Genomic DNA, 13,914 nt, shown 5'->3' on the forward strand with positions numbered 1-13,914 from the left:
CTATATAATCATGTTTGTAAGGAAAAACGTATAACGAATTGTACAGCGCTATCATAGAAAATAGGGATGAATTGTTCAATGTTATACGGCTTTCCTAAAATTTTACCTATTAAATTAAAACATTTAATTAAAAAGGAAAATCAAGTAAAGGAAAGTGGGAAAGGAAGGTATTGCTTTATGAAAAAAAGATTTCTGGCATTGGCGTTGACGGTAGTATTGGGGATTACCTCGCTGACAGGATGCGGGGCAAAAGAAGAACCGGCGGACAGTGGTGCGAAGAGTGAAGCCGGATCAGAGACGAAAGAAACTCCGGCAAAGACAGAAGGAACCGGCTCCGGGGAAATGGTTACTTTGAACTTTCCGAATATCTGGGTGGGTACGGACAGCAAGGCGGAAGTTTTCGGCAAAATGATTGCCGGCTTTAATGAGCAGTATAAAGGGCAGTACGAGGTAAAGGTGGAGGAACAGACCGATTATGACGCTTACCGCGATAAGATCCGTACTCTGATATCCACCGGGGCCGCACCGGACATTTTTACCGTTGACAGTATGGCAGACCTGACTCTGTTTGCAGAATCCGGCAAAATAATGGATACCACTTCCTATGTGGAAGAGAAACTGGCCGACCGGTTTGTGGAGAGTGCCATTGACAATGCGAAAATAGACGGCGTATGTTACGGCGTACCTTATGAGATGGCTGTGGTTCCATTTATGTATAACCAGAAGCTGCTGGATGCAGCAGGCATAACGGAACTGCCCGCATCCTTTGAAGAGTTCTTCGAAGATTGTGAAAAATTAAAAGCAAACGGTGTATTCCCCACCACGCAGATGACCAACGATAACGCATGGACTTCCATGCTCTGGTATTCTTACGCGCTTGCAGCCTGCGGCGGAGCAGATGTCTATGAAAAAGGGCTGGATGATGAAGCGTTCGTCAAAGCAGCGGAAATTCTCAAAAAAATGTTTGACTACACCTCCTCCGACGCTGTGGGAGCAGACGCAAGCGTAGTAAACGGTCATTTCTTCAATGAGAGAGCTGCTATCTATACAAACGGAAGCTGGATTCTCGGACGAATCAAGACAGAAGGCGCAGAAGGTCTGTATGACAACCTGTCGATCAGCCCCGGATTATCTATAGACGGGAAAAACGGCGGAGCATATGTGAACTCGGTGCTGGCTTACATCGTATTAGGAAAACAGGATGATCCCAACAAGCAGGCGGCTGCCGAAGCATTCTTAGAGTACATAACCGATCCCGACCGGGTGCTGGAGCTGTCCAATTCCTCAGGTGCCATGTTTGCGGTCAGCTATGATGCCAGTAAGATTACCGACCCGCTGCAGTCTGAGATTATGGACCAGAGCAAAGCGGCGCCGTTTATGATTCCCTATTTTAACGCGGCTATGCCGACCGCAGTGGCCAACGCATTCCCCAGCGCTTTGGAATCCCTGGTATTGGGAGATGTGGATGCACAGGGCTTTGTGGATATGCTGAAGAGTGCCCAATAAAACGGATGTATCCAAACTTCCCCGCCTGCCGGCGGCCGTGTGCCGCCGGACAGACGGGGTATATAAAGGGGGTCAATTTATGAAGCATAAGAGACAAAACACGGTGGGCATTATACTATTTTTACTTCCGGCTCTGTTCCTGTTTATTGTCTTTTTTATTTTTCCCATATTTTTTGTCGGTATCATGAGCCTGTTTGACTGGAATGGTATAACGGACGCCGGATTTGCCGGTTTACAAAATTATGCGCAAATATTCAGTGATAAGGTATTCTGGCGGAGTCTGCGGAACAATGTCATCTGGGCATTATCCGCCTGCTTTATCCAGGTGCCGCTGGCATTGTTGATGGCTCTGATCCTTTCGAAAAAGCCGAAGTTCTGGAAGTTCTTCCGAACCGTCTACTTTCTTCCCCAGGTAATATCCGGTATCGCCATTGCCACGCTCTGGTCGGCTGTCTACAACAGTGAGTTCGGTCTGCTGAACGGGATACTAAGAGCGGTGGGACTGGGGGACCAGGCGAAAAACTGGCTGGGCAATCCGGGCACCGCATTTATCTGCGTCCTGATCTACGGATTGTTCTACATAGGATATTACATGGTGATTATGATGGCCGGTATCACGGGAATCGACCAGACCTACTATGAGGCGGCCCGGATCGACGGGGCCAATGTGTTCCAGACGGATATCCATATCACCATACCACTGATCAAGTATTCGCTGTCCACCTGCGTGACCCTGGCTGCGGTATTCGGCCTGCGTACGTTTGAACAGGTTTACCTGCTCACAAACGGGGGCCCGGCAAACCGGACTTCTGTCCTGGTACTCTATTTGTATAACCAGATGCGCAATAATAATTACGGCGGAGCCAATGCGTCCAGTGTTATGCTGATTCTGACCGGCGCGCTTGTCATCGTATGCATACGGAAAATGTTTTCATCCAGGGATGAGTAGGAGGGGGATCAGATGGTAAAAACAGCAAAGAAAAATAAAATACATGAGCAGCTGACGCCGAAAACAGCGGTTTTGAAAATCGCCAAATGGTTTTTGATCCTGTTTTTCGGGATCTATACCCTGTTTCCACTGGTCTGGCTCTTTGTCACGTCACTTAAGACTAACGCGGAATACTTTGACAATCCGTTTTCCCTGCCGGCGGTGATCCAGTTCCAGAATTATGTGAATGCGTTTTCCCAGGCAAATCTGGGACGGATGATCGTCAATTCCATTACGGTTTCCGTGATTGCCACTTTTATCAATATCATGGCGGCTGCCATGGCCTCCTACGCCATCTCCCGTTATCAGTTCAAGGGAAAGGAAGCCATATTTGCCATGTTTTCCGCTGGGGTTATGGTGCCGCTGAACGCTCTGATGGTCCCGTATTTTACGATCTTCAGCAGAGCGGGGCTGCTGGATTCCCTGAATTCCCTTCGGATTCTGTATGCGGCTATCGGGCTGCCGATGTCGGTCTTTATCGTCCGTGGGTTTATGGATTCCTTTCCGAAGGAGATCGAGGAGGCTGCCTATGTGGATGGCTGCGGATTCTATGGAAGGTTCCTGCGTATCGTGCTGCCGCTGACCAAAACGGGGCTTGTAACCGCCGCTACCTTCCAGTTCCTGACCTGCTGGAATGAATTCGTCTATGCCAACCTGCTGACTTCCTCGCCGGCGACCAAGACGATCCAGATAGGAATCCGTTATTTTACCAATCAGTTTACAACCGATTATGTTTCCATGTATGCGGCGATCGTGATCGCTATTATACCGAGTATTATCGGATACATGCTGTTCCAGGAGCAGATCATATCGGGCCTGACCAGCGGAGCGGTTAAGGGGTAGCCGGTGTACCAGACGTCACCATTTAAACAGGAGTAAAGGATGGAGCTTATTCATGTAAATATATTGGAAGATGGAGAAGTCCTGGAGGATTCTTTTATCAGGACAGAAAATGGATGGATTCAGGATATAGATACCATGGAACATTACCGGAGGAGTCAGGAAGAAGTCTTTGACGGGGAACATCAATTCCTGTGTTCCGGTTTTATCGATATACATAATCACGGAGCAGTTGGATTTGACGCGATGGATGGGACTGGGGAAGCGCTGTCCGCGATCGCGGGTTTTCATTTTCAGAACGGGGTGACCTCCTTTCTGGCGACGACGATGACCGCTCCGCTGGAACAGGTAAAAAAACTGGCGGACCTGCTGAAGGGCGGGTTAAAGACAGACGCGGACATACTGGGCATCCATATGGAAGGGCCGTTTCTTTCGGAAAAAAATAAGGGGGCGCAGCCAGGGCAGTATCTTCTTAAACCGGAAGAGGAGCATTTCAGGATGCTGGATGCGATGAAACCATGGATTCGGCTGATTACGGTCTCGCCGGATGTACCTCATATCGGATTGTTACTGGAGTATTGCAGAGGGAATGGAATTACGGTCTCGGGCGGTCATGACGGGGCCATCGATGAGGAGATCTACCGGGCAGTGGAAGGCGGTATGAAAAGCGTGACGCACCTGTACTGCTGCAGTTCCTCCATTTCCAGAAGACAGGATGCCGTAAAGCACATCGGGCTTACGGAAATCGGTCTGGAGGACGACCGGTTATACGCGGAGGTGGTAGCGGACGGGCATCATATACCTGAGGCTTTATTCCGGCTGATCTATAAATGCAAAGGTTACCGGAAAATCTGCCTTGTCTCCGATGAAATCCGGGCGGCAGGCCTGGGGGAAGGGGAATTCATGCTGGGCAGCGGGGAACATGGGGTTTTGGTTACTGTAAAGGATGGGATTGCCTTATTAAAGAGTGAAAATGTATATGCCGGAAGCGTGACGCCAATCAGCCGGATGGTGGAGCAGCTGGTTACAGCGGGGACTGTCCCGATCGGACAGGCCTGCTATATGGCTTCCTCCGCACCGGCGGAACTGCTTGGCTTAAGAGACCGGGGGCATATCCGGGCAGGCTGTGCAGCTCATTTTAATATACTGGACCGGGAAGGCCGCCTGCGCAGAACCATAAAAGAACATATATAACTGTTTATGCACAGATTAGAAATAATGCAGTCTAAAAAGAAGGGCGGAAAAGGATTTGAAACCACTGGAAGAGATTACAAAAGAGGAGTTAGGGGCCGGCAGCCCCATCGCGCTGGAGATCGTGGATACGGAGGAAGATATCTATTATCACATGGCGATTGACATGTTTGAACATATCACAGCCAATAATCAGGCAGGGAAGAACACCGTTTTTATTGTACCGGTGGGTCCGGTGGGACAGTATAAAAAGCTTGCGTGGCTCTGCAATAAAAACAGGGTGAGCTTAAAAAATGTCTGGTTTTTTAACATGGATGAATATCTGGATGATCAGGACCAGCCGATTCCACCATCCCATCCCTTAAGTTTCGAGGGATTTATGTACCGGGAATTCTATGATGTGATGGAGGAGGAATTAAATATTCCAACCGGACAGCGTATCTTTCCGAAGCCGGGGAGAGAGGATGAGATCTTCCGTCTGATGCAGGAAGCCGGCGGCGTGGATGTGGCTTACGGAGGAATAGGGATCAACGGACATATCGCGTTTAATGAACCTCCGGAAAAGGAGGTGCCCTATGAGGAATTCCGGGAATATAAGACACGGGTGTTAAGTCTTACCAGGGAAACCCGGACAGTGAACGCCATCACCGCGGCCAACGGGTTTATTGATTATATACCGCCACGCTGTATCACTGTGGGGATGAAAGAGATCCTGTCGGCCAGGGAGATTCGTTTTTATATGAACCGTATGTGGCAGAAAGGGATCGTGAGGAAGATTCTGCACGGGAAAGTGACTTCCTGTGTGCCGGCCTCCCTGTTCCAGAACCATCCGGATGCAAAGCTTACGATCACGTCTTATGTAGCGGAACCACCGGTGGGGCAGCTTCGTTAAAAGAGGATAAGAATAGCCGTGACCACGGCAGGAGGGAATCGTATTGTGGAAGCGATAAAAACAGCCGTAATCGGAGTCGGGATGATGGGATATTCCCAGATCAGGAATTGCCTGGAGCCGCTTGCGGAATATGATATCACAGCCGTCTGTGAGGTTTACGAACCGAATATCAGAAGAATAGCCGATTATTTTGAAGGAAAGGGCAAAGCTGTTCCGGTGTACCGGGACTACCGGGAATTGCTGGAAAAGGAAGAATTTTCCCTGGCTGTCATCGTCACGCCGGATTATCTGCACGAAGAGATCGCGGTGGCCTGCCTTGGGGCAGGAAAACATATCCGTCTGGAAAAGCCTATGGCCACCACGATGGAAGGGCTTAAGAAGGTCCTGGAGGCCAGCCGGGAACATCCGGAGTGTATCGTGCAGATCGGCTATGAGCTGCGCTACGCCGACGTCATTGTAAAGATGAAAAACAGCCTTACGCAGATCGGCAGTCCGAAAATGATCTGGTGCCATGAGTTCCGGCATCCCTTTTTAAAAAAAGAGGGATTGATTCCGGACTGGATTAGGAAAAAAGCCTATTCCGGGGGGACCCTGCTGGAAAAGAACTGCCATCACTTTGACCTGTTTAATATGATCGCAGATGCGAAACCTCTGCGGGTCTATGCTACAGGGGATAACTCGGTGGAATATCAGGACACGGATGTGCTGGATCACGCGTTTGTCACAGTGGATTATGAGAACGGGATGCGGGCGAATCTGTCCCTGTGTATGTTCAGTCCGGAGCTAAAAGGGCAGAAACATATGCATGCGCTGGAAATCGGGGTCATGGGCGATCAGGGACGGCTGGAAATCCGGGATGATGATCTCTATGTATGGGACCGGGAAGCGAAGCGGGAGGAGCATTATACTTATCTGCGCGATAATTTTGAGGCGCACAGCGAAGATATCCTTCCCTCCTTAAGGGAACTGGCCTGCTGTATCCGGGAGAAACGGCAGCCGTTTACGGACGTCCGTACGGGAGTGCAGAGCGCTATGCTCGCGCTGGCAGCGGAGGCATCAGCCTATGAACAGCGGATCGTGACGATTCAGGAGATGGAAGAGCGCTATGGAATCTCCTACCAGGTATAATCTCCAGACTGCTCCACATCGGCGGGAATCGTAAGCTGTACAGCAAATACCAGGGTGGAAGGAAGGAAAGGTTGAAGATCATAAAAGTGGAGAAATCGTTTGAATTGTGTGCGGAAGCGGGCTGGTACGGGTATAATGTTTATTTTGATGAAAAGGCCGGGGAGGAATTCATCCGGGCACTGGCCCCGATGGGTGAGCTGCTGTATATGGACCAGCTGAGGGCTCCGTTTTTCCGGGTCCAGGGTCCGGGTTTCCTGATCAAGGGAGTACAGGGGGACAACCATCTGCGGATCGGGGTGGAAAATAATGATACACAGCTTTTGCAGGAGTTATTGAAGAAGCTTTCCCGACATCCGGCTGCCGTATGAGTGCCGCCGAAAAGGATTGGCATAAAGGAATGTAAACGTTCATTACTGTTTGGGCTGCCGGCCGGGCGGCGGATAGGAGATTCGTATGCAGTTGATAGAGAAGAGAGACGGGTTTGAAGTGTGGCAGGGGAAGCGGCTCCTGCTGAGCCATTCACCCCAGAATCCGTGTTTTTATGTGGGGCGCGGAGAAGAAACGGTGGAGATGTACCGGGGTAATTTTCAGATGGAAGATTATCTGACAGAGAGGGTTCCCCTTCGCGGTGCTGTGAGGGAAGAGACTGGAGAACAGGGCGTATGCCGCTACCGCCTTCAGGATCGGCTTCTGTTGGAAATAGAGGTCGGCCAGGATACGGTTACTTTGCATATTTCCGGGATCATGGATGCCGGGAACCGGCTCTGGATCCGGATTAACGGGGAGAAGGAGGAAACGGTATACGGCTGCGGGGAACAGATGTCATATTTTAATCTGCGGGGCCGGCATTTTCCTCTGTGGTCATCTGAGCCCGGTGTCGGACGGGATAAAAGTACCTATATGACCTGGCGGTGCGATGTGGATAACAAGTCCGGCGGTGATTATTATAATACAAATTATCCGCAGCCGACCTATATATCCAGCCGCAGGTATTTTCTGCACGCTGATACGACGGTCTATGCGGACTTTGATTTCCGGCATGAGGAATATCATGAGCTGTCCTTCTGGGGGATTCCTGGACAGATCCGGATTCAGGAGGCGGATGATTTCCTGTCGCTTATGGAAAAGGTGACGGCTTATTTCGGAAGGCAGCCCGTGCTTCCGGAATGGATCTATAACGGGGCCATACTGGGCCTGCAGGGCGGAACGAAACGGGTGTTTGATCTGGTGGATAAATCTCTGGACAGAGGAATTCCGGTTGCCGGTATCTGGTGCCAGGACTGGGAGGGAAAAAGAGAAACCTCCTTTGGAAAACGTCTGCAATGGGAGTGGAGATGGGATGAAAAGCTGTATCCCTGCCTGCCGGAAAAGATCGGGGAATATGGGAAGAAGGGTATCCGCTTTCTGGGATATATCAACCCATATCTGGTAAAGGACACGCCGCTTTACCAGGAGGGGAGAGAGAATGGATATTTTGCGGTGGACAGTCAGGGCGGTGATTATTTAGTGGATTTTGGAGAATTTGACTGTGGGGTCGTAGATTTTACGAATCCGGCTGCTTTTGAATGGTTTAAGGGAATCATTAAGAAAAACCTCATCGAATTCGGATTATCCGGCTGGATGGCTGATTTTGGAGAGTACCTGCCCACCGATGTATCTCTGTTTAACGGAGAATCCGCCATGACGGAACATAACCACTGGCCGGTCCTCTGGGCGAAATGCAATTATGAGGCCCTTGAAGAAACCGGGAAATTATCGGAACTGGTGTACTTCATGCGGGCGGGAGGTACAGGTACCCAGAGGTACTGTCCGCTGTTGTGGGCGGGGGATCAGTGTGTGGACTTTTCCATCCACGACGGTTTGGCGTCTGTGATCTGCGCAGCTCTGAGCGCTGCGGTCATAGGAAATGGGCTGCACCACTGCGATATCGGGGGCTATACCTCCCTCTATGAGAATGTCAGGACGAAAGAAGTATTTCTGCGCTGGGCGGAGATGGCCGCCTTCACACCGGTGATGCGGACCCATGAGGGGAACCGGCCGGATACGAACTTTCAGTATTATGACGATGAGGATACCATGAGGGAATTTGGCAGGCTGACAAGAATCCATGTGGCATTGACGCCATATCTGAAGAATCTGGTGGAGGAAAATGCGTCCAGGGGAATTCCGGTTCAGCGTCCATTGTTCTTCCATTATGAAAATGATCCAAAGACATATCAGATACAGACGGAATACTTGCTGGGAGAAGACCTGCTGGTGGCGCCGGTATATTTATCCGGGAAGGATGAGTGGGAAGCGTACCTGCCGGAGGATGAGTGGGTCCATCTGTGGTCAGGGAAAGAATACCGGAAGGGGAAAATAAAGGTAGCTGCGAAGATGGGGGAGATCCCCGTATTCTACCGGAAGGCAAGCCGTTACCGGCCTTTATTTGAAAACATCGCCGGCAGATAGGAAAATACCGCCGGAAGGGAGGGGACTGGCTCCTTTCGGCGGCAAAACAGAACAGCCAGGAACAAAAAGAGAAAGGTGCCTGTCCCAGGATACCGGCGGTTAGAGCATATCTATACCGGCCGGCTTCCGGGGACAGGCACCTTTCTCGCCCGGAAGACCGGCAGGCCCGGTCACTTTCCGAAAGGAGTCCCCTCTCTTAGAAATATCCCGAAAGTATTTCGAAATATCCCGAAAGAAATATGCATAGCAATCTCTTATAATCAAGGTATACCAAAACATCAAACAGCGCCTTTCCCGAACTGGAGATCAGGAAAGACGGCCGCAGAAAAGAGGAGAAGCTATGATAAGAAGAGCGATGGATGTTACTTTGAATGTAAAACCTTTGATGGGCATCTTGGTACATACTGATTTCTGGGAAGGCCCGTGCCGCGCAGGCATCAAGGAAGAGATGATGCCGGACGCGGAGCGTCGTACCGCACGGGAAAAATTTGAGAAATGCAAGGAAGTACTGGAACATCTGATCCCACAGGTCAGGGTACTGGAGCCGGTATACTTCCCCTATACGGAATCCTTCCTGCAGGAGAAGGAGATCGTGGAAGAAGTCAATAAAGACATCGGTGAAACAGACTGCATAATGATCTTAAACCAGCGGATACCAAAGATCGAGCGTTTCGGGAAACCGGTCATTTCTTATACCCATGCCGTCAGCGGAGCGGATGTGTCCGCCTATCTGCGCAGTATCGGCCGGGAAGCCTATTATGCCATTGACCTGCCGGAATTAAACGATCTGCTGCATATGCTCTGGGTAAGAAAAGCGGTGCAAAATACAAGGGCACTGATCCTGACCGCCGGGGAAGCGCCAACCTGGGGGTTGCAGAGCAATATCCGGGATCTGGAGAAGCTGCGGGCCAAATATGGATTTGAAGTGGTGAAGAAGCCATTTACCGATATCTTCACTATCATGGAAAAGATAAGCGATGACGAGGCGGAGGCAAAGACAAAAGAGCTGATGGAGAATGCCAAAGAGAATAAAGTGGCCTACCAGTATCTGATCAATGATGTAAAATACTACATGGCAGCGGAGCGGATGCTGGAACAGTATGACTGTAACGCATTCTCCACCGCCTGTGTGGAACTGTGCCGTTCCCGGATTCCTCAGGAGAAGAAATTCGTTCCCTGTATCGCACATTCCCTGTTCAAGGACAGAGGGATACCCAGCGGCTGTGAAGAAGATCTGAACGCGCTGCTGGCCATGATCATGATGATGTATACCGCGGAAAAACCCGCGTTTATGGGGAATCCGCTGTTTGAGTCGGAAGAAATCATTTCCCTGCACCATTCCGTTCCGTGCCTGCAGATGAACGGATTTGACAAACCGAAGCTTAATTACAGCATTTACCATTTTACCGGGCAGGGGTTCGGCGGAAAGCTCCAGATCGATTTCTCACAGAATGAGGACAGAAAAGTAACGCTGGGACGTTTCGACCCGTCCGGGGAAAAACTTCTGGTAACAGTGGGAGATGTGCTGTCCTCGAAATATACGGATACCTACTGCAGCCCTTATTACTTCCTGCAGGTGGGAGATTCCAGGAAATTTATACATAGCATCATGAATTTTGGCCACCATCAGGTATTGATTTTCGGGGATTATAAAAAGAAGCTGAAAGAGTTGGCCTGGCTTCTGGACTTTGAAGTCGTCGAAGGCAATTAAAGTCGGCTGGGATTCACAGCTGCGGAAGCTGCGCAGATCCACAGCTATAGAAAAGCAGCAGATCCACAGCTATAGAACTCAGCAGTGAAAAAGGAGGAGGGCGTATGATTTATCTGAATCATGCCGCTACATCCTATCCCAGGCTGCCGGAGGTGAAGGAAGCGGTACAGAATTGTATGGACCGGCTTCCTTCGTCCGAATTCCGGAGCAATGCCGCCGGGAATGTTTCTTTGGCAGCGGCCTGCCGGGAAAAGCTTGGAAAATTGTTCCAGATAAAAGATTATGAGCGGATAATATTTACATCGGGAGCTACCGAAGCGGCCAATCTGATCATTAACGGGCTTTTGCTGGAGGGAAAAACGGTCCTGACCGCCGCCGATACCCATAACTGTATCCTGCGTCCGCTCTATAACAGTGATAAGCACCCTGTGCTGAAAAAGATACCGCATCATTCTTCCGGTGAGCTGGATTTGGATATCTTAGAGGAAGAGTTAAAAAAAGGCGCCTACGCCTTATTTGTGAACCACTGCTCCAATGTCACCGGTATCCTTACAGACATCGGGAAGGTGTGCGCTTTGGCAAAGAAATACGGTACACTGGTATTTGCAGACGTGTCCCAGTCGGCAGGCTGCCTTCCGGTCAGCATGGATCAGTGGCAGGCCGACGGACTGATCTTCACGGCGCACAAAAGCCTTCTGGGTATACAGGGGCTGGGCGGCTTCTATATGAGAAAACCAGACCTACTGCGGCCGGTCAAATTCGGGGGGACCGGAAAAGACAGCCATATCCTAAAGTATCCGGATGGACACGGGGCTGCTTTTGAAGTGGGCACACAAAATGAGCCTGCGATCGCCGCTTTGGATGCGTCTCTTCAGGTATTACTTCGGATAACACCGGAAGTAATACATAAGCAGGAGGGGGAAATGATGCGCTATCTGGCGGAACAGTTAAGGGAGCTGGAACCGGTAACGCTGTACGGAGATACCCCAAAACCCAAAGGGCCGGTTTTGTCCCTGAGAATCCGGGGCCTGTCCGTATCTGACATCGGTTATATCCTGGAAAACGGCTACGGGATCATCGTGAGAACCGGCCTGCACTGCGCCCCTTTGATCCACGAAGACCTGGGCACGGCCGGGGAGGGGACAGTGAGAATCAGCATCTCCTTCCTGACCAGGTGGGAGGAGATCAACGCCTTTGTGGAAGCTGTCAGGGAGATAGCAGGCTCTTGCGGTACATCGAAGGGGTGAGCCCCGTTATCTTCTTAAATGAGGTATTAAAGGAAGAGACAGAATGAAAGCCGCAGGAGAGGGAGATGTCCGTAATCGACTGGTTCCCTGTGGCCAACATAAGCTGAGCCTGGCGGATTCGGATCAATTCGATATATTCCCAGAGCGTCATGTTGGTAACCTTTTTGAAATAGGTGCTGAAATAAGACTTGCTCATAAAGGAACGCTCGGCCAACTCCTCCAGCGTCAGTTCCTGCTCGAAATTCTCGTTGATATATTGGATGGACGGACGAATTTTTTCATATTGGTTTTGGTAGGAGAGGGTGCTTTTTAAAGTATCCTCTCTTTTTAAATAGCGGTACAGGATACCGGTTAATTCCATCAGTTTAGCCTTGATCAAAAGCCGGTACCCGGGTTCCTTCCGGGTCCATTCCTCTTCCAGGTCCTCAAAGATCCGGTGGATCTGCTCCATCCCCACTGTTCCCAGCTCCAGTTTATTGCTGAAATAAGCATGTTTGCTGTAAAAGGGTGCCAGCAGGTCAAGGTTTTCCGCGGTATTCTGAAACAGCAGGCCGGGGTCAAATAAGATGATTTTCATTTTCAGATCCCCCCCGGACACTGCGATATGATGTTCCAGGTTATTGATAAGATAGAGCTCTCCGGCTTTCATCTCATATTTTTTATCTTCGATATAATTGGTTCCGCTTCCGCAGATCACATAATTCAGCTCCAGGCAGTCATGCCGGTGCAGGACGGGCGGCAGCACCATGTTCCCTTTGGCATTGTTCATTTCAAAAGGAAAACCGTCGGCAAAAACAGCAGTATATATATTTTCCATGTTATCCTCCAGGGGCGCAGATACTGCGCCATCAGTTAAGACCAGTCCCTCCGGCTAAAGTCAGCCCTTCCAGCTGCCATTCCGGTGTCAGCTGCGCATCTGTGATCATCATCTGGATATCGGCTAACGGACAGATCGAATAGAAAGACATCTGTCCCAGTTTGCTGTGATCGGCCAGCAGAACGGACTGCTCCGAACGGCGGATCACGGCCTGTCTTAACACGGCTTCCTCTTCACTGGTATCGGACAGTCCATTTTCCAAACTGACACCGCGGCAGGAGAAAAAGGCGCGGTCAAAGTGATAGTGAGAAATGGCCTCCAATGCGGAGTGGCCGATATAAGACAAGCTGTTCTCGCGTAAGCGGCCTCCGGTACAGAAAATCCGGGCATCGCGCAGCTTGGTAAGATACAGAACTGCCTGTGCCCCATTGGTAACGATCTTTAACTGCTTATGCTCTGTTAGAAAGGGAATCATAAAACCGGTAGTGGAAGAGGAGTCCAAAAATATGGATTCTCCATCCTTAACAGTCCCGGCGGCGGTTCTGGCCAGTTCTTTTTTGATCTCTTTAAATGAAGTCTCCCGGATGAACAGAGGGATTTCTGCGTCCATGCCCTCCCGCAGGATGGCACCGCCATGTACTCTGGAGATGGCTCCGCTGTCCGCCAGATAATTCAGATCCCTGCGGACCGTCGCTTCGTGGAGGTAGAGCTCTTTGGAAAGCTGATGCACCGAAACGGATTTTTTCTTTTTCATCATATCTAAGATCAGATTTCTCCGCTGGCTGGGAGTCAGATCGGATTGTTCATAATTGTCCATAACATTCTCCGTTATTGTCCATAAATGTTAAATAAACGAATGAAACGCAGGATATTGACAAAATCTTAAAGGAATCATACAATGAGCAAGGCAAAAAGTCAAGAAATGGAAAGATACATTTTTGTTTTTCTGTTACGATTCACGGCCAACTTTGGTAAATGATTTTGTGGACGAAGGTCCGGGAAGGGAGGGAGGCGGTCCGGCCTCTGGAACCGGGCGGCGAATCCCGTGGGGCCAAATCACTTCGGCCGGACCTAAGAATGGCTAACTCCGAAGGCGGGAGAACCTCTTATTGGCAGGGCCCGGAACAAACTCGCCACAGGACG

Annotated in this window: 12 protein-coding genes; 10 read left to right on the forward strand and 2 right to left on the reverse strand. The window is 50.2% G+C overall.

What is annotated here, in order from left to right:
* The first annotated feature begins 177 nt into the window (after positions 1 to 177).
* The 10 genes from ABC831_RS21800 (at position 178) to ABC831_RS21845 (ending at position 11,954) form a co-directional block, all read left to right on the forward strand.
* Positions 178 to 1,506, forward strand: coding sequence for an ABC transporter substrate-binding protein (locus ABC831_RS21800; RefSeq protein ID WP_343250182.1), 1,329 nt, complete (start codon positions 178 to 180; stop codon positions 1,504 to 1,506).
* 79 nt (positions 1,507 to 1,585) lie between these two features.
* Complete coding sequence (locus tag ABC831_RS21805) at positions 1,586 to 2,455, forward strand: carbohydrate ABC transporter permease (protein ID WP_343250183.1); 870 nt, start codon at positions 1,586 to 1,588, stop codon at positions 2,453 to 2,455.
* 12 nt (positions 2,456 to 2,467) lie between these two features.
* Positions 2,468 to 3,337 carry a carbohydrate ABC transporter permease gene (locus tag ABC831_RS21810; RefSeq protein WP_343250184.1) on the forward strand — a complete coding sequence of 290 codons (870 nt, stop codon included), beginning with the start codon at positions 2,468 to 2,470 and terminating at the stop codon, positions 3,335 to 3,337.
* A 39-nt stretch (positions 3,338 to 3,376) separates the two neighbouring features.
* Entirely contained in the window at positions 3,377 to 4,528 is a 1,152-nt protein-coding gene (locus ABC831_RS21815; protein WP_343250185.1) for an N-acetylglucosamine-6-phosphate deacetylase, read from the forward strand.
* A gap of 55 nt (positions 4,529 to 4,583) precedes the next feature.
* The gene (locus tag ABC831_RS21820; protein ID WP_343250186.1) at positions 4,584 to 5,417 is read left to right on the forward strand and encodes a sugar phosphate isomerase family; all 834 of its coding nucleotides are present in this window, start codon (positions 4,584 to 4,586) and stop codon (positions 5,415 to 5,417) included.
* 45 nt (positions 5,418 to 5,462) lie between these two features.
* Positions 5,463 to 6,545 carry a Gfo/Idh/MocA family protein gene (locus ABC831_RS21825; RefSeq protein WP_343250187.1) on the forward strand — a complete coding sequence of 361 codons (1,083 nt, stop codon included), beginning with the start codon at positions 5,463 to 5,465 and terminating at the stop codon, positions 6,543 to 6,545.
* Between the two features lie 71 nt (positions 6,546 to 6,616).
* Positions 6,617 to 6,913 carry a hypothetical protein gene (locus tag ABC831_RS21830; protein ID WP_343250188.1) on the forward strand — a complete coding sequence of 99 codons (297 nt, stop codon included), beginning with the start codon at positions 6,617 to 6,619 and terminating at the stop codon, positions 6,911 to 6,913.
* An 85-nt stretch (positions 6,914 to 6,998) separates the two neighbouring features.
* The gene (locus ABC831_RS21835; protein WP_343250189.1) at positions 6,999 to 8,996 is read left to right on the forward strand and encodes an alpha-glucosidase; all 1,998 of its coding nucleotides are present in this window, start codon (positions 6,999 to 7,001) and stop codon (positions 8,994 to 8,996) included.
* A gap of 340 nt (positions 8,997 to 9,336) precedes the next feature.
* Complete coding sequence (locus ABC831_RS21840) at positions 9,337 to 10,707, forward strand: hypothetical protein (protein WP_343250190.1); 1,371 nt, start codon at positions 9,337 to 9,339, stop codon at positions 10,705 to 10,707.
* Positions 10,708 to 10,811: 104 nt separating this feature from the next.
* Complete coding sequence (locus ABC831_RS21845) at positions 10,812 to 11,954, forward strand: aminotransferase class V-fold PLP-dependent enzyme (protein ID WP_343250191.1); 1,143 nt, start codon at positions 10,812 to 10,814, stop codon at positions 11,952 to 11,954.
* Here ABC831_RS21845 and ABC831_RS21850 read toward each other — a convergent pair.
* Together ABC831_RS21850 and ABC831_RS21855 are read right to left on the reverse strand one after the other, a co-directional pair.
* A complete protein-coding gene (locus ABC831_RS21850; RefSeq protein ID WP_343250192.1) occupies positions 11,914 to 12,771 on the reverse strand; it encodes an AraC family transcriptional regulator in 858 nt (285 codons plus the stop codon). The two genes, ABC831_RS21845 and ABC831_RS21850, sit on opposite strands and share 41 nt — an antisense overlap.
* Before the next feature lie 31 nt (positions 12,772 to 12,802).
* The gene (locus ABC831_RS21855; protein WP_343250193.1) at positions 12,803 to 13,588 is read right to left on the reverse strand and encodes a DeoR/GlpR family DNA-binding transcription regulator; all 786 of its coding nucleotides are present in this window, start codon (positions 13,586 to 13,588) and stop codon (positions 12,803 to 12,805) included.
* Positions 13,589 to 13,914 lie beyond the last annotated feature (326 nt).

Source organism: Diplocloster hominis (genome assembly GCF_032380655.1).
In the GTDB taxonomy this organism is placed as follows: domain Bacteria; phylum Bacillota; class Clostridia; order Lachnospirales; family Lachnospiraceae; genus Diplocloster; species Diplocloster hominis.

Bases quoted from the DNA above. Each gene is read 5' to 3' on its own strand.
- ABC831_RS21800 (WP_343250182.1), top strand. From the start codon at position 178: ATGAAAAAAAGATTTCTGGCATTGGCGTTGACGGTAGTATTGGGGATT.
- ABC831_RS21805 (WP_343250183.1), top strand. From the start codon at position 1,586: ATGAAGCATAAGAGACAAAACACGGTGGGCATTATACTATTTTTACTT.
- ABC831_RS21810 (WP_343250184.1), top strand. From the start codon at position 2,468: ATGGTAAAAACAGCAAAGAAAAATAAAATACATGAGCAGCTGACGCCG.
- ABC831_RS21815 (WP_343250185.1), top strand. From the start codon at position 3,377: ATGGAGCTTATTCATGTAAATATATTGGAAGATGGAGAAGTCCTGGAG.
- ABC831_RS21835 (WP_343250189.1), top strand. From the start codon at position 6,999: ATGCAGTTGATAGAGAAGAGAGACGGGTTTGAAGTGTGGCAGGGGAAG.
- ABC831_RS21840 (WP_343250190.1), top strand. From the start codon at position 9,337: ATGATAAGAAGAGCGATGGATGTTACTTTGAATGTAAAACCTTTGATG.
- ABC831_RS21845 (WP_343250191.1), top strand. From the start codon at position 10,812: ATGATTTATCTGAATCATGCCGCTACATCCTATCCCAGGCTGCCGGAG.
- ABC831_RS21850 (WP_343250192.1), bottom strand. From the start codon at position 12,771: ATGGAAAATATATATACTGCTGTTTTTGCCGACGGTTTTCCTTTTGAA.
- ABC831_RS21855 (WP_343250193.1), bottom strand. From the start codon at position 13,588: ATGGACAATTATGAACAATCCGATCTGACTCCCAGCCAGCGGAGAAAT.